This is a genomic window from Pseudomonas versuta (assembly GCF_001294575.1).
GTDB lineage: Bacteria > Pseudomonadota > Gammaproteobacteria > Pseudomonadales > Pseudomonadaceae > Aquipseudomonas > Aquipseudomonas versuta.
Map to the genome: position 1 here is coordinate 2942445 of NZ_CP012676.1, position 18012 is coordinate 2960456.

17 protein-coding genes are annotated in these 18012 nt (G+C 58.5%); 5 read left to right on the forward strand and 12 right to left on the reverse strand.

Features of this window, described 5'->3' with window-relative positions; all coding sequences use genetic code 11:
- Positions 1-4: 4 nt before the first annotated feature.
- The 3 genes from AOC04_RS13105 to AOC04_RS13115 are packed head-to-tail and all read right to left on the reverse strand — an operon-like array spanning position 5 to position 3137.
- Positions 5-1186, reverse strand: a complete 1182-nt coding sequence (locus tag AOC04_RS13105; protein WP_060694021.1) for an MFS transporter — start codon at positions 1184-1186, stop codon at positions 5-7.
- 3 nt (positions 1187-1189) lie between these two features.
- Complete coding sequence (locus AOC04_RS13110) at positions 1190-2395, reverse strand: cysteine desulfurase family protein (RefSeq protein ID WP_060694024.1); 1206 nt, start codon at positions 2393-2395, stop codon at positions 1190-1192.
- Between the two features lie 43 nt (positions 2396-2438).
- Positions 2439-3137, reverse strand: coding sequence for a hypothetical protein (locus tag AOC04_RS13115; RefSeq protein WP_060694027.1), 699 nt, complete (start codon positions 3135-3137; stop codon positions 2439-2441).
- Positions 3138-3625: 488 nt separating this feature from the next.
- Between AOC04_RS13115 and AOC04_RS13120 the strand changes: the two genes are divergently transcribed.
- Positions 3626-4528 carry a DMT family transporter gene (locus AOC04_RS13120; protein WP_060694030.1) on the forward strand — a complete coding sequence of 301 codons (903 nt, stop codon included), beginning with the start codon at positions 3626-3628 and terminating at the stop codon, positions 4526-4528.
- An 87-nt stretch (positions 4529-4615) separates the two neighbouring features.
- Here AOC04_RS13120 and AOC04_RS13125 read toward each other — a convergent pair whose 3' ends face one another.
- The 3 genes from AOC04_RS13125 to cysK form a co-directional block, all read right to left on the reverse strand.
- Complete coding sequence (locus AOC04_RS13125) at positions 4616-5479, reverse strand: DMT family transporter (RefSeq protein WP_060694033.1); 864 nt, start codon at positions 5477-5479, stop codon at positions 4616-4618.
- Between the two features lie 332 nt (positions 5480-5811).
- Positions 5812-6750 (reverse strand): aspartyl/asparaginyl beta-hydroxylase domain-containing protein, encoded by a 939-nt coding sequence (locus AOC04_RS13130; RefSeq protein ID WP_003441646.1) that lies wholly within the window; start codon positions 6748-6750, stop codon positions 5812-5814.
- A gap of 266 nt (positions 6751-7016) precedes the next feature.
- Positions 7017-7991 carry a cysteine synthase A gene (cysK, locus tag AOC04_RS13135; protein WP_060694035.1) on the reverse strand — a complete coding sequence of 325 codons (975 nt, stop codon included), beginning with the start codon at positions 7989-7991 and terminating at the stop codon, positions 7017-7019.
- A gap of 121 nt (positions 7992-8112) precedes the next feature.
- Between cysK and AOC04_RS13140 the strand changes: the two genes are divergently transcribed.
- From AOC04_RS13140 to AOC04_RS13150, 3 genes are all read left to right on the forward strand, one after another.
- The gene (locus AOC04_RS13140) at positions 8113-9189 is read left to right on the forward strand and encodes a DUF748 domain-containing protein (protein ID WP_060694036.1); all 1077 of its coding nucleotides are present in this window, start codon (positions 8113-8115) and stop codon (positions 9187-9189) included.
- A 142-nt stretch (positions 9190-9331) separates the two neighbouring features.
- The gene (locus AOC04_RS13145; RefSeq protein WP_060694038.1) at positions 9332-10177 is read left to right on the forward strand and encodes an AAA family ATPase; all 846 of its coding nucleotides are present in this window, start codon (positions 9332-9334) and stop codon (positions 10175-10177) included.
- Between the two features lie 21 nt (positions 10178-10198).
- Complete coding sequence (locus tag AOC04_RS13150) at positions 10199-11377, forward strand: vWA domain-containing protein (RefSeq protein WP_060694040.1); 1179 nt, start codon at positions 10199-10201, stop codon at positions 11375-11377.
- A 107-nt stretch (positions 11378-11484) separates the two neighbouring features.
- On the opposite strand, the gene AOC04_RS13155 is transcribed toward AOC04_RS13150, so the two are convergent.
- From AOC04_RS13155 to AOC04_RS13180, 6 genes are all read right to left on the reverse strand, one after another.
- Entirely contained in the window at positions 11485-12405 is a 921-nt protein-coding gene (locus tag AOC04_RS13155; RefSeq protein ID WP_060694042.1) for a 5-oxoprolinase subunit C family protein, read from the reverse strand.
- Complete coding sequence (locus tag AOC04_RS13160) at positions 12402-13106, reverse strand: 5-oxoprolinase subunit B family protein (RefSeq protein ID WP_060694044.1); 705 nt, start codon at positions 13104-13106, stop codon at positions 12402-12404. Before AOC04_RS13160 ends, AOC04_RS13155 begins: the two co-directional genes overlap by 4 nt.
- The gene (locus AOC04_RS13165; RefSeq protein WP_060694046.1) at positions 13103-13855 is read right to left on the reverse strand and encodes a 5-oxoprolinase subunit PxpA; all 753 of its coding nucleotides are present in this window, start codon (positions 13853-13855) and stop codon (positions 13103-13105) included. The genes AOC04_RS13160 and AOC04_RS13165 overlap by 4 nt, the downstream gene beginning before the upstream one ends.
- Positions 13856-14015: 160 nt before the next feature.
- A complete protein-coding gene (locus tag AOC04_RS13170) occupies positions 14016-14549 on the reverse strand; it encodes a DUF2937 family protein (protein WP_060694049.1) in 534 nt (177 codons plus the stop codon).
- Positions 14550-14561: 12 nt separating this feature from the next.
- A complete protein-coding gene (locus AOC04_RS13175) occupies positions 14562-15317 on the reverse strand; it encodes a class II glutamine amidotransferase (protein ID WP_060694051.1) in 756 nt (251 codons plus the stop codon).
- A gap of 36 nt (positions 15318-15353) precedes the next feature.
- Entirely contained in the window at positions 15354-15848 is a 495-nt protein-coding gene (locus AOC04_RS13180) for a hypothetical protein (protein ID WP_060696951.1), read from the reverse strand.
- A gap of 100 nt (positions 15849-15948) precedes the next feature.
- On the opposite strand from AOC04_RS13180, the gene AOC04_RS13185 reads away from it, so the two are divergent.
- Positions 15949-17994 carry a S9 family peptidase gene (locus AOC04_RS13185; RefSeq protein ID WP_060694053.1) on the forward strand — a complete coding sequence of 682 codons (2046 nt, stop codon included), beginning with the start codon at positions 15949-15951 and terminating at the stop codon, positions 17992-17994.
- Positions 17995-18012 lie beyond the last annotated feature (18 nt).

Genomic DNA, 18012 nt, shown 5'->3' on the forward strand with positions numbered 1-18012 from the left:
GCCGTTACTCGGGGCTGGGCAGCGGCCGGCCGGCGGTCTGAGGCTTTCTCGCCACCGCCACCGCCAGTTCCAGAGCAGCCAGGGCCACCAGCGCCCAGATGAACCAGGTCTTGCCGGCTGTCACCAATAGCCAGCCACCGAAGGCCGGAAACCCGAATATGCCGACAAAGTAGGCAACCACAAACCAGGTCAGGGCCGCATGGCGGTCTTCCAGCGGCGAAAGGTTGACCGCCCAGGTCTGGATCACCGGATACAACAGGCCATAGCCGGCGCCCGTGAGGACAGCCGCGGCAATCTGAAACCCCGGATGCACCGGCATGCCCAGCAGACAAACCAGACCGGCGATAAGACAGCCCAGCAAACAGATAATTAATGGCGTCCGTGGCCATAGCGACAGGTGACGCGCCAGTAATAGCCGCGATACCACGGCGGTGCCGGCATGCACGGCAAAGAAGGTGCTGGCACTGGCCCGGGTGCCCTCGGTAAGCGAATCCTGGAACGCCATCATCCCGGAAAATACTGCCCCGCCCAATCCGACCATCACGATGGGCCGGATCACGCTGCTCCTGGCGAGCGTGGTGATTTTCCCTATCCAGGGTCGCAGTGAAGTTTCGCGGCGCAAGCGCGGCTCCCTGACAGCAAAGGTTCCCAGTAAAAGACAGGCCGTCAGCCCCATGGCGGCCACCCACAGGAAGGTTGTTTCGAGGGCAAACCCGCCCTGCTCCATCGCCACGGCAAGCAGGATGGGGCTGGCGCAAATGCCGGTCATCTGGAAAGCGCTGAAACGGGTAAAACCGGCCCCCCGCTCGGCATCGCTGAGCCGCTCGGACAAAGCCAGCGGGGCACCGAGATAGAACATGCCCCAACCGAGGCCAATCAGCAGTGCGGCCAGCCGGGGCAGATACACGGGATCAACGCCATCCAGGCTGCCCAGCAGGGCGTAACCGCAGGCCAGCCCAAGCGCCCCGAGGGCCGCCAGGCGCGCGGCGTCGATTGTTCCGGCGAACCATCCCACCAGGGGAACTCCGATCAGAGTACCGATCAGCGCAAGGCTGAGGGTCGTACCGGCATCCACATCGCTGCCACCCTGGGCGCGGAACCAGGCAGAGATCAGAAAAGTGGCGCCGTACCCGCCGGCGGTGAACAGCGTGCCAAGCAGGATAAATGGCATTGATGTGTGGCGCATGGTTCAGTTTCCCGTATTGGTTGCCGGCGTGCTGAATGAACCGGGGGCCATGGACCTCAGGATTTTCACCGCCTCTGCCAGCCGCTGGCTGACGTAACGTATTTCACTCTCGCAATTGAACCGGCCCACCCCTATGCGCACGCTGGCACGGATCTGTTGATCACTGGCCCCCATGGCCAGGAGCACGTGTGACAGGGCTGGCTGCGCTGAGGTACAGGCCGACCCGGAAGACAGCGCAACATCCGGGAGCTCGAGCAGCAGCGAGCCGGCGTCCACACCGGAAAAGGAGACATTGAGCACCCCCGGCAAGCACTCCGTGAGATGGCCATTGATCCGGGTGCAGGGAATGGTGTCGATCAGGGACTGGCGCAGCCTGTTTCGCAATTCACATAATCTGGCCGATTCCGCGGGCAGGTTTTCCATTGCCAGTTGTGCGGCGTGGCCGAAGCCGACAATCCCCGGAACGTTCAGGGTGCCGGAACGCAAGCCCCGCTCATGCCCCCCTCCGACAATGAGTGGCGACAGGGTCAGGCGCGGATCGGCCGTATTGACATAAAGCGCGCCGACGCCCTTGGGGCCGTAGATTTTATGGGCCGAAAAGGTGGCCAGACTGATATTCATGCGCCGTACATCAAAGGCGACTTTGCCGAACGCCTGGGTGGCATCGGTGTGAAACGGTACGTTCCTCTTCAGGCAGATCGCACCGATTTCTTCGATTTTTTGCAATGTGCCCGTTTCATTGTTGGCCGCCATGATTGAGACCAGACGTGTATCGGCCCTGATGGCGCGGGACAGAATGTTCGGGCAAACAATACCGTCTGGCTGCGGCGGCAAATACGTCACGCAGGTTCCTGCGTCGGCGAGCCGGCCACAGGAGTCCAGCACCGCTTTGTGCTCGATCATCGAGGTGATGATGTGCCCCTTCTCTTCCCCCTCACGGGGGAAAAGGCCTGAGAGGGCAAGGTTTGCCGACTCTGTGGCGCCAGACGTAAAGATAATATCGGCCGGACCGACCGCATTGATGGCGTTGGCAATCATTGCCCTGGCTTGCTCAACGGCCGCGCTCGCTTCCCAGCCAAAGGCATGGCCGGTGCTGGCAGCGTTACCGTAAGCCCGGGTCAGATAGGGCATCATGGCCTTAAGGACCTCAGGATCCAATGCTGTCGTGGCGTTGTTATCCAGGTAAATTGGACCGTGCTGGCTGAACATTTCACGTACTCCATGATGGCGACGACTGTTGCTCTCAGGGTGATCAACGGGGGGTCATCTGCTCGCCCTGCCTTACTTCGCCCGCCTCGTTGACCAGATTCAATCGAATGGCGGCCGGGACACCCAGCAAGTGACTGAGCTGGAGCCCGCGCACATAGGACAGGCTGTCGGACCAGGCGCTGTCCTCAAAGAACACCTCCAGCAGCGTATTGGGCTGCCGATGGTCGCCGGCGGCCCTGGCAAAATACTCCTTGGTGATGGCGGCGCAGGTGAGTTTTTGTGCTTTATCCCCGTGATCGGCATGCACGCCCAGCGCCGGGGCTGCGGTTAGCATCCTGCGGGTGAGTCGTTCGGGAATGTCGGCGGTGGCCAGGGTGTGGGCAAGGTGCTGACGGGCAGAATCTTCGTGGATCGCACGTATATCACTGAGTGCTATCCGGTACCTGTCAGCGACAGGCTGGAAGATGTGCCGTATCGACGGATGGAGATGGCTCAGACGCGGACGTCGTTTTTGGGCATTGGAGAGGTTTTGATCCAGAAACTGAAGGCGAAATATGCCGAAGTGATCGAACGCCACAGACAGTCTTGGCAGCGTTCGTCCGTTATCCAGGCATTGCCGGCTGAACCGCAGTGCCGCATCAAAGGCGTGCAACTGTGCCTGAACAACAATCACTGCGTCATTATTCAAATAAACGCGGGAGTTTCCCGCCAGTACGCTGATATCCGTATTTTGCTGGTCCATGGCTATCCTCTTCGTGCTGGTGCACAGACCGCAAGGGGCCTGCACATACGTCGAACATGGTTGAAGGGGCGAAAATATCTGAAGCGTTGTTTGCCAGACCGGATGCAGAACAACATCTCGATATAACGAAAACAGGAAAAATCAAAAAGCAGATTTGGCTGACTGGATCTGATCTTTATGGAAGGGCTTTTGTGCCATATCCACATTCACCAACTGCGGTTTACAGCATCCAACGGTAGGACTACACCCACTCGGGAACCTTAAGAAAAATCCGAAAAGCCTTTCTCTATAAAGAACCATCAGGCTATCTGGCCGTGTATTTTCTGGCTTTGATTTTCAGGACGGCCCCTGACCTCAGATGTTGTCGGTGCAGGGGCATCCTGCAGCCCGGGCAGCAACAGATAACTGGAGAGGGTAACCCGAAGCAGCCATTGCCTTGCGCGCAGCATCCCCTAAACTGCCCGGCTCAAACCTTGTAAGGAATCACCGTGAGACTTGTCGATATTGCACGGATGCTGTCACTGGCTGGCATTTGGGGCGCCAGCTTTCTGTTTATGCGGATTATTGCGCCGGTGATCGGGACCATTCCTACCGCGTTTTTTCGAGTATCCATAGCCGCTACCGGCCTGGTCGTGATTCTGGCGCTGATGCGCGTGAGCTGGAATTTCGGCGGAAAGCTCAAGGTGATTTTAATACTGGGTGTAATCAATTCAGGCATCCCGGCCACGTTGTATTCGGTGGCGGCCCAGGTATTACCTGCAGGTTATTCATCAATTTTTAACGCGACCACACCGCTGATGGGCGTGCTGATTGGCGGGTTGTTTTTTAGCGAAAAACTCACCGCCACCAAACTGGCCGGGGTGTTTTTAGGGTTGTTCGGTGTCGGCATCCTGACGCGTGCCGGGCCCGTGGCGTTTGATATGGATCTGCTGATGGGCGCCCTCGCCTGCCTGCTGGCCACCACCTGTTATGGATTTGCCGGTTTTCTGGCGCGCCGCTGGCTGGATCAGCAAGGCGGGCTTGACCCCCGGCTTTCGGCACTGGGCAGCATGCTCGGGGCCACACTGTTTCTGTTGCCACTGTTTGCCCTGAGCGCCATCAACCAGCCGCCGGCCAGTTGGGGCGGAGCAAGCGTGTGGCTTTCCCTGTTGGGCCTTGGACTGGTCTGTACGGCGTTTGCCTACATTCTGTACTTCCATTTATTGACCAGCATTGGCCCGGTCAAATCCATGACCGTGACCTTCATGATTCCGCCGTTTGGCGTGCTGTGGGGCGCGTTGTTTCTGGATGAACCGCTGTCTATGGCGCATATCTACGGCGGAGTACTGATTGCTGTAGCGGTATGGCTGGTGCTCAAGCCTGCTGCAGTGGCAAAAGCTGTAAACCCGTAAACCTGTGGATCTGTGGATCTGTAAGAGCGAGCTCTTGCGCGCGACAAGAACAGCTCGCGAGCAAGCTCGCTCCTACAGGTCAGGGTGTCAGGCTGTTTTACGGAACACAAACACCAGCCCGATGATGATCAGCGCCATGCCCAGCAGGCTCAAAGCCGCCAATTTGTTGCCGAAAATCAGGTAGTCCATCACCGCAGTCACCGCCGGCACCAGATAAAACAGGCTGGTGACGTTGACCAGATTGCCTTTGGCGATCATCCGGTACAGCAGCAAGGTGGCCAGCACCGAAACCACCAGCCCCATCCAGAGCACCGGCACAACAAAGCCGGCGCTGTGTTCGAAGTGAAATGGCTGGAACGGCACAAACACCGCACACACCAGCAACCCCGCAAGGTATTGCAGCGGCAGCGTTCCCAGCGGGTTTTGGGTGATGCGCTTTTGCATCAAGGTCCCCGCGGTCATGCTGGCCAGAGCCAGCAAGGCATACAGCATCCCGGTCCACGACAACCCGGCCAGACCGATGCCCTGGTAGACCACCAGAATCAACCCGCCCAGGCCCAGCAGCAGCCCCAGAGAGCGACTAAAGGAATGCCGCCGCTCCAAGATCACGGCAGTCAGGATAGGTTGCACCCCCATCACTGTGGCCATGACCCCCGGTGTTACTTTCAGGTCCAGCGCCAGCAGGTAAAAAATCTGATAGGCACCCAACAGCACCGCACCGGTGGCGAGCGCATAACCGATCCGCTTGAGGCCACGGGGCAGCTGAAACTTCATCAACGGGATTAGCAGCACCAGCGCCAGCAAGGCGATGGCAAAACGGATCAACAGAAAGGCAAAGGGCGATGCATGGGCCAGCCCCCACTTGGAGAAGATTGCGCCGCTGCTCCACAGCAGAACGAACAGGCTCGTGGATACTGCCGCCAGCGCGGATTCCTTAGAAATCGAAAACATGGGTAACACCTGTCATCAGGCAAAAAAAGCCAACTCAGCCGAGGCTGAAGTTCAGTGGTTTTTCAGGCGGTTACGGGCAACTGAACGATCAGTTCAGCCCGCTACAACAACACCTGGTGGCGACGCCACAGTGCTGCTGACAGGAGGGGATAATGACTGATCTGGGCAGGCTGCCGGTTGCCGCACGGCACTACGTCAGCAGAGACTGCTGAAACGACAACGCTGTGTTGAGTGGAAACCGGCATGAGCTGATCTTTTTTGAAGAGAGAGTGTTGAGCCTCGGGCTCAGCGAGCGCTGACTATAACCAGCGCCCGATACAAATAGCAACGACTTAACCGAACAACCAGCGCCACAGCAACAGCAACACGATCACGGCCAATATCGGGCGGGCCACGCGGTATAGTTTGGGGTTGCGACGCTTCCATTGTTTGACCACGCCGCTGAAACGGTCGCTGAAGGTCTTGCTCCAGGCATAGGCTTTGTTGATACCGCCTACGCGCTCGTCATCGGTGTTCTGCGGAGCAGTGGCTTTGCCCAGCTGAGCGCTGACCCAGCGGTTGATACGCGTCATCAGGGGGCTGGTGAGCGGCCGTTCGATGTCGCAAAACAGGATGACGCGGGTGATGTCGGTTTCGTTCTTGACCCAGTGCACGTAGGTCTCGTCGAACATCACGTCCTCGCCATCGCGCCAGGAATACTCCTCGCCATCAACGAAGATCCGGCAAGCATCCGAGTTGGGAGTCGACAGGCCCAGGTGATAACGCAACGAACCTGCAAACGGGTCCCGGTGCGGGTTGAGGTGGCTGCCCCCCGGCAACAGGGCAAACATCGCGCCTTTGACGTTGGGGATACTGTTCACCAGCTCAACGGTTTTAGGGCACAGCAGTTCGGCAGATGGCAGCGCTTTGTCGTACCACTTGAGGTAAAAACGCTTCCAGCCTTTTTTGAAGAACGATCCAAAACCGGCATCGTTGTTCTTTTCGGCGGCGCGGATATAGCCCTCATCGAACAGGTGCATGGCTTCTTCGCGAATCACTTGCCAGTTGTCTTTAAGAACATCCAGCTCGGGAAACTTGCTGCGGTCCAGATAGGGCCGGGACGGGACGCCGGAAAACAGATACATCAAGGCGTTATAGGGCGCAAAGAACGCGGAGTGGTTGACGAACTGGCGCAACACCGGCAAGCGCGCCTTGCCGCGCAAATGCACGTAAAGGATGCTGCCGACAAACAGCAGTATCAGCCCTGCCTTGATGGCGAAGGATAAGGTCATGCAACAACTCCTCGAAAATAGGCAACCTGCCGCGGGTCTGTCATGCAACGTGGCAGCCGGCCATGATAAACACTCCCGGCCCCGGGCAAAACCCGCCTGATCCAACATTCGGCGTTAAGGAAGACGTAATAACGAGCTAATAGTGCATAAGTCGCAGCTCTGAGTGCTTGATTTGGGTCAGTTGCATCCATCTGGCGGGGCCGGCTTGTCTGCGACGGCACCACGGTGCCTGAATCGCTGGCAAGCCAGCACCCCCCAAAACGGGTTTACTGCTGCAGTTCCTGCTCGCTGAACATGTCGCTGAACAGGTAGCTCGACAGGTAGCGCTCACCCGAGTCGGGGAGGATCACCACGATAGTCTTGCCCTGCATTTCCGGGGTTTCAGCCAAACGTACGGCCACAGCCATTGCCGCGCCGCATGAGATCCCGCACAAGATGCCTTCTTCGTGCATCAAGCGCAGGGCCATAGCCTTGGATTCGTCATCACTGACCAGTTCGACTTTATCGAGAATCGACAAATCGAGGTTTTTCGGTACGAAACCGGCGCCGATGCCCTGGATCTTGTGGGGCGACGGTTTGATCTCTTCACCGGCCAGCGCCTGGGTAATGACCGGCGAGGTGATGGGTTCAACGGCAACCGACAAAATCGGCTTGCCCTGGGTGTGTTTGATGTAGCGAGAAATACCGGTAATGGTGCCGCCGGTTCCCACTCCTGCCACCAGCACGTCAATACCGCCGTCGGTGTCGTTCCAGATTTCCGGCCCGGTGGTTTTTTCGTGGATCGCCGGGTTGGCCGGGTTTTCGAACTGCTGAGGCATAAAGTACTGCTCAGGATCGCTGTTACAGATCTCGGCAGCCTTGTCGATGGCCCCTTTCATGCCCTTGGCCGGCTCGGTCAGTACCAGTTCGGCGCCCAGAGCCTTGAGCACCTTGCGGCGCTCGATACTCATGGAGGACGGCATGGTCAGCATCAATTTGTAACCCCGGGCCGCCGCCACAAAAGCCAGACCGATACCGGTATTGCCCGACGTCGGTTCAATGATGGTCATGCCCGGTTTGAGCACGCCACGGCTCTCGGCGTCCCAGATCATGTTGGCGCCGATCCGGCACTTCACCGAATAGCCCGGGTTACGCCCTTCAATCTTGGCCAGGATAGTCACGCCGCGGGGCGCAATGCTGTTGATTTGCACCAGAGGCGTGTTACCGATGGAGTGCGCGTTATCTACAAAAATGCGGCTCATGGCGGGGTCCTTATTCACCTTTTGGGAAGGTCCCAAGGGTAGGCCTCGTGTTCTCGGGCGTCCAGTCATGCGAACGTCTGGTGTGCGTTGCAGTCCATTTTGTACAAGTGGAGGCAATAGCATGAAAGCACGATATAGAGGGTCGCTGTTGGCGGTGGCCGTATTGGTTTTGGTTATGGTGGGCATACGCATAGCCCTGCCCGACATGGTGCGCAATTACCTGAACGATAAATTGGCCCATATGGGCGACTATCGGGGCAGTGTGCACGATGTGGACCTGGCCTTGTGGCGTGGCGCGTACCGCATCAACGGGCTGGAAATCGTCAAGGTCTCCGGCAAGGTGCCAGTACCCTTTGTCAACGTGCCTGCCCTCGACCTTTCAGTCAGCTGGCACTCGCTCTGGTATGACCACGCTGTGGTGGCCGAGGCTCTGTTTGTCCGGCCGCAAATCAACTTTGTCGATGGCGGTCCCAATAAGTCAGCTTCCCAGACCGGTGAGGGAACCGACTGGCGCGAGCAATTACGCAAACTGCTGCCTATCACCCTCAACGAAGTACGGATTGAGGACGGAGAAATCACCTTTCGCAACTTTAACTCCAAGCCCCCGGTAAACCTTGGCGCCACCCGGGTAAATGCCAGCATCTATAACCTGACCAATGTGGTGAACCTCAAAGGCGAGCGCGATGCACGCCTCGAAGGCAAGGCGCTATTACTGGGCCAGGCGCCGATGGAGGTGAGCGCCACGTTCGACCCGCTGAGCAACTTCGAGGATTTCGAGTTTCGTCTGCGCGCCACCAAAATCGAATTAAAGCGCTTCAACAGTTTTGCTTCGGCCTACGGCAAATTCGATTTCAACGCCGGCAATGGTGATCTGGTGATCGAGGCCCAGGCCAGCAAAGGTCAACTCAACGGATATATCAAGCCACTGCTGCGCAATGTTGAGGTGTTCAACTGGCAACAAGATGTAGAGAACAAGGACAAAGGGATTTTTCGTTCGATCTGGGAAGCAATTGTCGGGGGGACCGAGACGGTGTTGAAGAACCAGAACAAAAACCAGTTTGCAACCCGCGTGGAACTCAAAGGCAGCATCCACCGCCAGGACATCAGTGTGTTTCAGGCCTTTGTGCAGATTCTGCGCAATGGCTTTATTCAGGCCTTTAACGCCCGTTACGAACAGCCTGCACCTGAAGCCGATTGAAGTCAGATAGTGACGGCCCGTTCATTATCTGAATGGGCGCTGAACATTCACAGCCTGCAGAAGCTCGCGTTATAGTCAGACATACTTTTTGTTCTCCCGCCCTGCCCTTGCAGGGCCCGGGTCATGCTTTGAGGAATTGCAGATGAAGTTTGAAGGCACCCGCGCCTACGTGGCCACCGATGACCTGAAACTGGCGGTCAACGCGGCCATCACCCTGGAGCGCCCGCTGCTGGTCAAGGGTGAACCCGGTACCGGCAAGACCATGCTCGCCGAGCAACTGGCAGAATCCTTTGGCTGCAAGCTGATCACCTGGCACATCAAGTCCACCACCAAGGCCCATCAGGGCCTGTACGAATATGACGCGGTCAGCCGCCTGCGTGATTCACAACTGGGGGTCGATAAGGTCCACGATGTGCGCAATTACCTGAAGAAGGGCAAATTGTGGGAAGCCTTCGAAGCTCAAGAGCGGGTTATTTTGCTGATCGACGAAATCGACAAGGCCGACATCGAGTTCCCGAACGACCTGCTGCAAGAGCTCGACAAGATGGAGTTCTACGTTTACGAGACCGACGAAACCATCAAGGCCAAAGTGCGCCCGATCATCATCATTACCTCCAACAACGAAAAAGAACTGCCTGACGCCTTCCTGCGCCGCTGCTTTTTCCACTACATCAGCTTCCCGGATCGCACTACGCTGCAAAAAATCGTCGACGTGCACTTTCCCGACATCAAGAAAGAACTGGTCAGTGAAGCGCTGGACGTATTTTTCGACGTACGCAAAGTGCCCGGCCTGAAGAAAAAACCCTCGACGTCCGAGCTGGTGGACTGGCTGAAGCTGCTGATGGCCGACAACATTGGCGAAGCCGTACTGCGCGAGCGCGATCCGACCAAAGCCATCCCGCCACTGGCCGGCGCACTGGTGAAGAACGAACAGGACGTGCAATTGCTGGAGCGCCTGGCGTTCATGAGCCGTCGCGGTAATCGCTGATTTTTCCAGAAGGCGATAAGCATGCTGCTTAATCTGTTCAATGAAATGCGGGCGGCCAAGGTGCCGGTTTCAGTGCGCGAGTTGCTGGACCTGATCAACGCGCTGAAAAACCATGTGACCTTCGCCGACATGGACGAGTTTTACTATCTGGCGCGCACAATTCTGGTGAAGGATGAGCGCCATTTCGACAAGTTCGACCGCGCCTTCGGCGCCTACTTCAATGGCCTGCAAAACCTCAATGAGCACCTTGAGGCCTTGATTCCCGAAGACTGGCTGCGCAAGGAATTCGAGCGCTCACTGAGCGACGAAGACCGGGCACAGTTGCAGTCGCTGGGCGGCCTCGACAAGCTGATTGAAGCGTTCAAGCAACGTCTCGAAGAGCAGAAGGAGCGCCATGCCGGTGGCAACAAATGGATCGGTACCGGCGGCACCAGCCCGTTCGGCTCAGGCGGCTATCACCCCGAGGGCATCCGGGTGGGCGATGCCGGCGCGCGCCAGGGCAAGGCTGCCAAGGTCTGGGAGCAGCGCGAGTACAAGAATCTCGACGATCAGGTTGAACTGGGCACGCGCAATATCAAGGTTGCACTGCGCCGCCTGCGCAAGTTTGCCCGTCAGGGTGCGGCAGAAGAGCTGGATATCGATGGCACCATCGACCACACCGCCCGCGATGCCGGCCTGCTAAACATTCAGATGCGCCCGGAGCGGCGTAACAACATCAAGCTGCTGTTGCTGTTTGATATTGGCGGCTCGATGGATTCCCACGTAAAGATCTGCGAAGAGTTGTTCTCGGCCTGTAAAACCGAGTTCAAGCATCTGGAGTATTTCTACTTCCATAACTTCATCTATGAGTCGGTCTGGAAGAACAACCAGCGCCGACAGGTCGAACGTATTTCCACTCAGGATCTGCTGAACAAATACGGCGCCGATTACAAAGTGATCTTTATTGGCGACGCGGCGATGGGGCCCTATGAAATCACCCATGCCGGAGGCAGTGTCGAACACTGGAACGAAGAGCCGGGCTACAAGTGGATGCAACGTTTCATGGAGAAATACAAAAAACTGATCTGGATTAATCCGTACCCCAAAGACACGTGGAACTACACCGCTTCGACTGGAATCGTACGTGACCTTATCGAAGACCGGATGTACCCGTTGACGCTGGACGGGCTGGAAGAAGGGATGCGGTTTCTGGCGAAATAATCATGAGCCCTGCAGGTGCAGGTGTAGGTGCAAGAGCGAGCTTGCTCGCGGGCACTTCAATTGCGCTGAAGAACTCGCGAGCAAGCTCGCTCCTACGGGGTGCGTTGTTATTCGGTAAACCGTTGCATAAACGCCACGTGCTGACGCTGCGCCGCATCTTGGGTGGCCGGGCGCATGTACACCACCTCCCCCGGCAAACACTGGGCCAGACGCGCCAGCGCCAGCGGGGTCAAGGCGCCCAGGCGCGGATATCCGCCAATGGTCTGACGGTCATTGAGCAATACAATCGGCTGACCATCCGGCGGAACCTGAATCGCCCCCTGCGGGATACCTTCGGAAATCATCGGCGCCCCCTGGTAGACCAGCGCAGGGCCCAGCAGGCGGATGCCCATGCGGTCGGCGCGAGTGTCCAGGGTCCATGGGTTATTGAAGGCGTCAAAGGTACTTTGACCACTGAAAGCACCCATTTGGGCACCTAGCACCACATCCAGAAACGGTTTGGACCTGAACTCGGGCAGGTGCCGTGAAGGCAGTTCGCGCAGCGGCTGCGTATCCCCGACAAACCTCAGCTCGTCACCCGCAGCCAGCGCCCGACCATAACCATCGGGGCCGCCAAGGTGCTCACGAACCACGGTGCAACAGCTACCCAGTACTTGAGGGGCGATAAAGCCTGCCGGGGCGGCCAGATAGGTGCGGGCACCGTTCAGCGGCTGAGTGAAGGTCAGGGTCTGGCCTTTTTTCAGTAAGAAACTGCGCCAGGGCTTCAAACCTTGACCGTCAATCGCAGCCCCCAAATCCGCGCCGGCCAGAGCCAGCGTGCAATCGTCCTGCGCGATAACGGATAAGCCGCCAAGGCTGATTTCGATGACTGCGGCGTCTGGCGAATTGCCCAGCAGCCAATTGGCCCAGGCCATGGACATCCAGTCTGCGGCCCCGCCCTGGGTCACACCCAGGTGCCGCACACCGAAACGACCGGCATCCTGCAGCAGGCAAAACGGATTGCTGGCCTGAATCAGTAATCGGCTCATGCCAAGGCCTCCTGGGGCGTGTCATCACCGCCTAAACGGATAAATTCGGCGTGGGAAACAGGAGCGAACTGCACCGTGTCGCCAGGCTGCATGAGGCTGTAACCATCACGTTCGCGATCAAACAATGCGCTCGGGGTACGGCCGATGAGGTTCCAGCCGCCGGGCGACTGGGCGGGATAGGCCGCGGTCTGGCGCTCGGCAATCCCGACGCTGCCAGTGGCGACACGTTTGCGCGGGGTATCCAGACGCGGCGCGGCCAGGGCTTCATCGACCAGCCCCATAAAGGCAAAACCCGGGGCAAAACCCAGCGCGAACACCTGATATTGATGCTCGCTGTGGCGACGAATGACTTCGCTCACCGTCCAGCCGGTGCGCTTGGCCAGCAAGGCGAGCTCCGGCCCCACACTCGGGTCGTACCACACGGGCACTACGTGAGACTGGCCCAGGTTCCGGGTTTCCGGGCGCAGATCCGTCAACGCCTGGGCAATCCGCTCGCGGGCCTGAGACGGAGTCAACGCCAGTCCGTCGTAATGCACCATCAAGGTGGTGTAGGACGGCACCAGGTCGACCAGATAGCCGGCAAAACAGGTGCGCAGACGCTCGCTTGCAGCCAGCATCCACGGCATATTGGTTTCTGCAATTTCATCGAACAGACGCAGCATCAGGCAGTCGATGGCCACCACTTCAATCCGTGGCTTCATCCCTGTGCCTGCTGACTCAGGGCATGGCGAATGCGCTGCACGGCGGCGACCGAACCGGCGTTGTCGCCATGCACGCACAAGGTCTTGGCGTGCAGATGCAAGGCACTGCCATCACTGGCCACCAAGGCCTGGCCTGCAGCGATAGTCAGGGCCTGTTGCACGATGACGTCGGCGTCGTGATGCACGGCCCCCGGCAGTTGCCGCGAAACCAGATGTCCGGCGCTGTCGTAGGCGCGGTCGGCAAAGGCCTCGAACCACAGGGTTACGCCAAACTCATCACCGATGGCTTGCGCGGCGCTGTTATCGCGGGTGGCCATCAACATCAGCGGCAAGCCCGGGTCGTAAGCGGCCACGGCCTGCACCACCGCCCGCAACTGTGCAGGGCTGGCCATCATGTCGTTGTACATCGCACCGTGGGGTTTGACGTAGCTGACCCGCGTGCCCTGGGCGCGACAGATGCCGTCCAGAGCGCCTATCTGATAGTGCAACAGGTCTTGCAGCTCTTGCGCCGAGTAGGCCATGGAGCGTCGACCAAAGCCGGCGAGGTCTTGATACGCGGGGTGGGCGCCGATTTTCACGTCATGGGCCAATGCCAGACCCACGGTTTTGCGCATGATCCCCGGATCCCCTGCGTGAAAACCGCAGGCAATGTTGGCGCAATCAATAAACGGCATGACCTCGGCATCCAGGCCCATGGTCCAGCTGCCAAAACTCTCACCAATATCGCAATTCAATAACAGGCGGCTCACGGCGATGCTCCTGTGGTCTTCTTATAGTTTAGGTGTAGGGCATTTTTGGACAGCAGCATGCCGTTCGTCCAACTAATAAAAGCCGGACTCAGGGATAAGAAAAAGTTGTTTGCTTAAATTTCTTCCGGGCCAACCTGTGTGCTACAGGCGCAGGTCGGGGTCAGCTATTACGCTCTCGGCGGGCAATACGTTCGCGCTGACGCTTGCCTCCCAGAACGACCCAGTCCACGAGCCGCAAGAAACCTTCGATGATGAAGGAAAACAGCAGTGCACCCGCCATTGCCCAGCCAATGGCCGTCGGCGAGAGCAGTATCTGATAGGTGTAAGTGTCGATGGTTTCCTGACGAATAGCCGGGTCGGCTGCGTAGGCGACTTGCAGGGCGCGCATGTACCACGGGCCCTGCATGGCCTGGAACTGATCGTCGAGCAGGCGCTGGCGGTTGAGCAACGTGCTCAGGCTGCTGGCATCGCTGCGAAATACCGGGTCGTCACTGGCCTGATAATGCGCAACCAGTGCTTGCAGATCGCCTTTGAAAAACTGGTTGGCGGTGTTTTGAAAACCCGCCAGCCCGGTCTGCGCCTCGATCAGGTGAGCTTCGACGCGGTTGGCGTAATCATTGATAAAGCCCGGCACTTGCACGCCGATCAACAAGCCCAATGTAAACAGCACCAACCGCAAATAGCTCAAAAACATGCAGGCGCATCCTTATTCGGTTGTGCCCTGGCTGACGCTCCATTGGCCCGGCTCGTAACGCGTCCAGGTTTCGTTTTCAGTCAGCGGTTCAGTGGCGATCACCGTCACCACATCGTTGGGCGTGGTTTCTGACTGAAAGTCCACGATCACGTCGACATCCTTCAGGCGTGCCGGTCCAAACGGGGCCCGGCGCGTGATCTGCGCCAGCTTGGTCGAGCAGTAGCAGAACAGCCAGTCACCATCGCTGAGCAGGCAGTTGAACACCCCTTTGCTGCGAAATTCGGCGCACGCGGCGACCAGCTCAGGCAGGATCGTTTCCACGTCAACCGGCTCGGGGAAGGCCTGGCGAACCCGGTTGAGCACATCACAAAATGCGGCTTCGCTGTCAGTGTCGCCAACGGGACGGTAAAAGCTGGTACTCGGGGAGAAGTCAGACAACTGGCCGTTGTGCGCGAAGCACCAGTTGCGCCCCCACAGCTCACGGACGAACGGATGGGTATTGGACAGACAGACCTTGCCGACGTTGGCCTGGCGGATATGGCCAATCACCACTTCGCTTTTGATTGGATAACGCTGCACCAGCAAGGCGACTTCGGAGTCGCAACTGGCAGCCGGGTCCTGAAACAGACGCAGGCCACGGCCTTCATAGAAGGCAATGCCCCAGCCATCACGATGCGGGCCGGTACGCCCGCCCCGCTGCATCAGGCCGGTAAAGCTGAACACAATATCGGTCGGGACGTTGGCGCTCATGCCCAATAATTCACACACGCTCGCACTCTCGCATTCAAGCTCAACGGAAAAGGATTACAGCCGTGGTTCAACCCGCGACGGGCCCGCAGCACGCGGCGCTGCCGGGCGCACATAGCGATCATCGCCAGCCGGGCCGAAAGGCTGGTCGTCTTCAGGATCTTTGTGGCGCGCTTGTTCGTTTGCGGCGGCTTGCGCATTGCGAGCCTTGCGCGAACGTTCGATGGGCCAGCGAATCAGCACAAAAACCGCATACAGGCAGAGCGCGAAGATGGCGTACATCAACAGGTCCGACACGGCACGCCAGGCGTTATTGCCTACTTTGAACGCGAGGTCCAGGGCAGTGATGGCCACTGCTGGGGCAAATTTTTCTTTCACCGGGTCAATAATGGTCGGGCTCAACAGCAGCACTGCCATCAGTACGCGCAAAGGCTCACGCAACCAGCGCCACATAAAGCGGGTCAGGCGCCACCATACGAGCAGGCAGCCCAAAGCGGCAAAGGCGTAAAGGCCCCAGGCGATCAGATAGTCGTTCTCGGTCATGGTATCCATGGTCGGCAGGCAATGAGGCGCTATGATAACGGCTTTTAGGCAATGCGGCTGCACCGCCGTCAGCGTCACTTCTTTTCCTGCAGGTTTCAGAGAACACTCAATGACTGAATCAGCCTACGCAAACAGCGCCCCTATCGCACATAAGATCCAGGGTCCAGACCCCTATTCGTGGTTACAAAATCGCGATAGCAAAGAGGTTTTGGACTACCTGAAAGCTGAAAACAGCTTTCAGGAAGCGCAATTGGCCGATCAGGCGCAACTGCGTGAGACGTTGTTTCAAGAGATCAAGGGCCGAATCCGCGAGACTGATCTGTCGCTCCCCTCCCCCTGGGGTCCGTATCTGTATTACACGCGCACCATCGCCGGCGACGAGTACGCGCGCCACTACCGCTGCCCGCGTCCGATCGACGGCAGCCAGCAGATCGACGAAAGCGCCGAGCAGTTGTTGCTGGACCCGAACGCCCTCGCCGACGGCGGCTTTATTTCCCTGGGCGCTTTCAGTATCAGCCCCGACCATCAACGTCTGGCCTACAGCCTGGACACCAGCGGCGAAGAAACCTATCAGCTGTTCATCAAGGAGTTAAGCAGCGGAGCCGTGACCGAGCTGCCGTTTGCCGACTGCGATGGCAGCATGACCTGGGCCAATGACAGCCAGACCCTGTTTTTCGCAGAGCTGGACGAGACCCATCGCCCGCACAAGCTGTGGCGCCACACTCTGGGCGAAACCGCTGCGCACGAAGTGTTTCATGAGCCGGACGGGCGTTTTTTCCTGCATTGCTATCGCTCAAGCTCCGAACGCCAGCTGATCCTGCTGCTAAACAGCAAAACCACCAGCGAAAGCTGGGTACTGGATGCCGATCACCCGCAACAAGCTTTCAACTGCCTGGCGCCGCGGGTTGAGGGGCACGACTACAGCGTTGACCATGGTCTTTACGAAGAGCAGTGGGCCTGGTTTATCCGTACCAATCAGGACGGCATCAACTTTGCGCTGTATTACGCGCTGGGCGATGTGCCGACGCGTAATGAGTGGCAACTGCTGATCGCGCATAACACTGGCGTGATGCTGGAAGGCTTGAGCCTCAATGCCCACGCCCTGTGCCTGAGCCTGCGCGAAGGCGGACTGCCTATCATCGAAGTGCGCCCACAGGGTTTGCCGGCTTATCGCGTGCAATTGCCGGATGCGGCCTACAGCCTGTATGTGCAAGACAGTCTGGAGTTTGACAGCCAGCATGTCCGCCTGCGCTATGAGTCACTCAATCGCCCGGCGCAAGTGCGCCAGCTCACCCTGGCCACGGGCGAACAAAGTGTTCTCAAGGAAACTCCGGTACTGGGGCCGTTCAATGCCGATGACTATGTAAGCCAGCGCTTGTGGGCCACGGCACCGGACGGCACTCAAGTGCCGATCAGCCTGGTGGTCAAACGTAATGCGCTGGGCAAACCTGTGCCGCTTTATCTATATGGCTATGGCGCCTATGGCGAAAGTCTCGACCCATGGTTTTCCCATGCCCGCCTGAGTCTGCTCGAGCGCGGGGTTGCCTTTGCCATTGCCCACGTACGCGGCGGCGGCGAACTGGGCGAAGCCTGGTATAGGGCCGGCAAACAGGAAAACAAGCACAACACTTTCAGCGACTTTATCGCCTGTGCCGAGCACCTGATCGACAAGGGCCTGACCCGCTCGGACCAGCTGGTTATCAGCGGCGGCAGCGCTGGCGGCCTGTTGATTGGCGCAGTGCTCAACCAGCGACCGGAACTGTTCAAGGCAGCCATTGCCGAAGTACCGTTTGTCGACGTGCTCAACACCATGCTCGACCCCGAACTGCCGCTGACGGTGACCGAGTACGACGAATGGGGTAACCCGCAAGAACCCGAGGTGTATGCACGCATCAAAGCCTATGCGCCGTATGAAAACGTCACGGCACAGGCATACCCGGCGATGCTGGTGATTGCCGGCTACAACGACAGCCGCGTGCAGTACTGGGAAGCCGCCAAATGGGTAGCCAAACTGCGCGCCACCAAAACTGACGACAATCTACTGCTGCTCAAGACCGAACTGGAGGCTGGCCATGGCGGCATGAGCGGGCGCTATCAAGGCCTGCGCGACGTAGCACTGGAGTATGCGTTTGTGTTCAAGGTGCTGGGGATCTAAAAGAGCCCGTGGGGGCTG

Bases quoted from the DNA above. Each gene is read 5' to 3' on its own strand.
- AOC04_RS13105 (WP_060694021.1), bottom strand. From the start codon at position 1,186: ATGCGCCACACATCAATGCCATTTATCCTGCTTGGCACGCTGTTCACC.
- AOC04_RS13110 (WP_060694024.1), bottom strand. From the start codon at position 2,395: ATGTTCAGCCAGCACGGTCCAATTTACCTGGATAACAACGCCACGACA.
- AOC04_RS13115 (WP_060694027.1), bottom strand. From the start codon at position 3,137: ATGGACCAGCAAAATACGGATATCAGCGTACTGGCGGGAAACTCCCGC.
- AOC04_RS13125 (WP_060694033.1), bottom strand. From the start codon at position 5,479: ATGTTTTCGATTTCTAAGGAATCCGCGCTGGCGGCAGTATCCACGAGC.
- AOC04_RS13130 (WP_003441646.1), bottom strand. From the start codon at position 6,750: ATGACCTTATCCTTCGCCATCAAGGCAGGGCTGATACTGCTGTTTGTC.
- cysK (WP_060694035.1), bottom strand. From the start codon at position 7,991: ATGAGCCGCATTTTTGTAGATAACGCGCACTCCATCGGTAACACGCCT.
- AOC04_RS13140 (WP_060694036.1), top strand. From the start codon at position 8,113: ATGAAAGCACGATATAGAGGGTCGCTGTTGGCGGTGGCCGTATTGGTT.
- AOC04_RS13145 (WP_060694038.1), top strand. From the start codon at position 9,332: ATGAAGTTTGAAGGCACCCGCGCCTACGTGGCCACCGATGACCTGAAA.
- AOC04_RS13150 (WP_060694040.1), top strand. From the start codon at position 10,199: ATGCTGCTTAATCTGTTCAATGAAATGCGGGCGGCCAAGGTGCCGGTT.
- AOC04_RS13155 (WP_060694042.1), bottom strand. From the start codon at position 12,405: ATGAGCCGATTACTGATTCAGGCCAGCAATCCGTTTTGCCTGCTGCAG.
- AOC04_RS13160 (WP_060694044.1), bottom strand. From the start codon at position 13,106: ATGAAGCCACGGATTGAAGTGGTGGCCATCGACTGCCTGATGCTGCGT.
- AOC04_RS13170 (WP_060694049.1), bottom strand. From the start codon at position 14,549: ATGTTTTTGAGCTATTTGCGGTTGGTGCTGTTTACATTGGGCTTGTTG.
- AOC04_RS13180 (WP_060696951.1), bottom strand. From the start codon at position 15,848: ATGGATACCATGACCGAGAACGACTATCTGATCGCCTGGGGCCTTTAC.
- AOC04_RS13185 (WP_060694053.1), top strand. From the start codon at position 15,949: ATGACTGAATCAGCCTACGCAAACAGCGCCCCTATCGCACATAAGATC.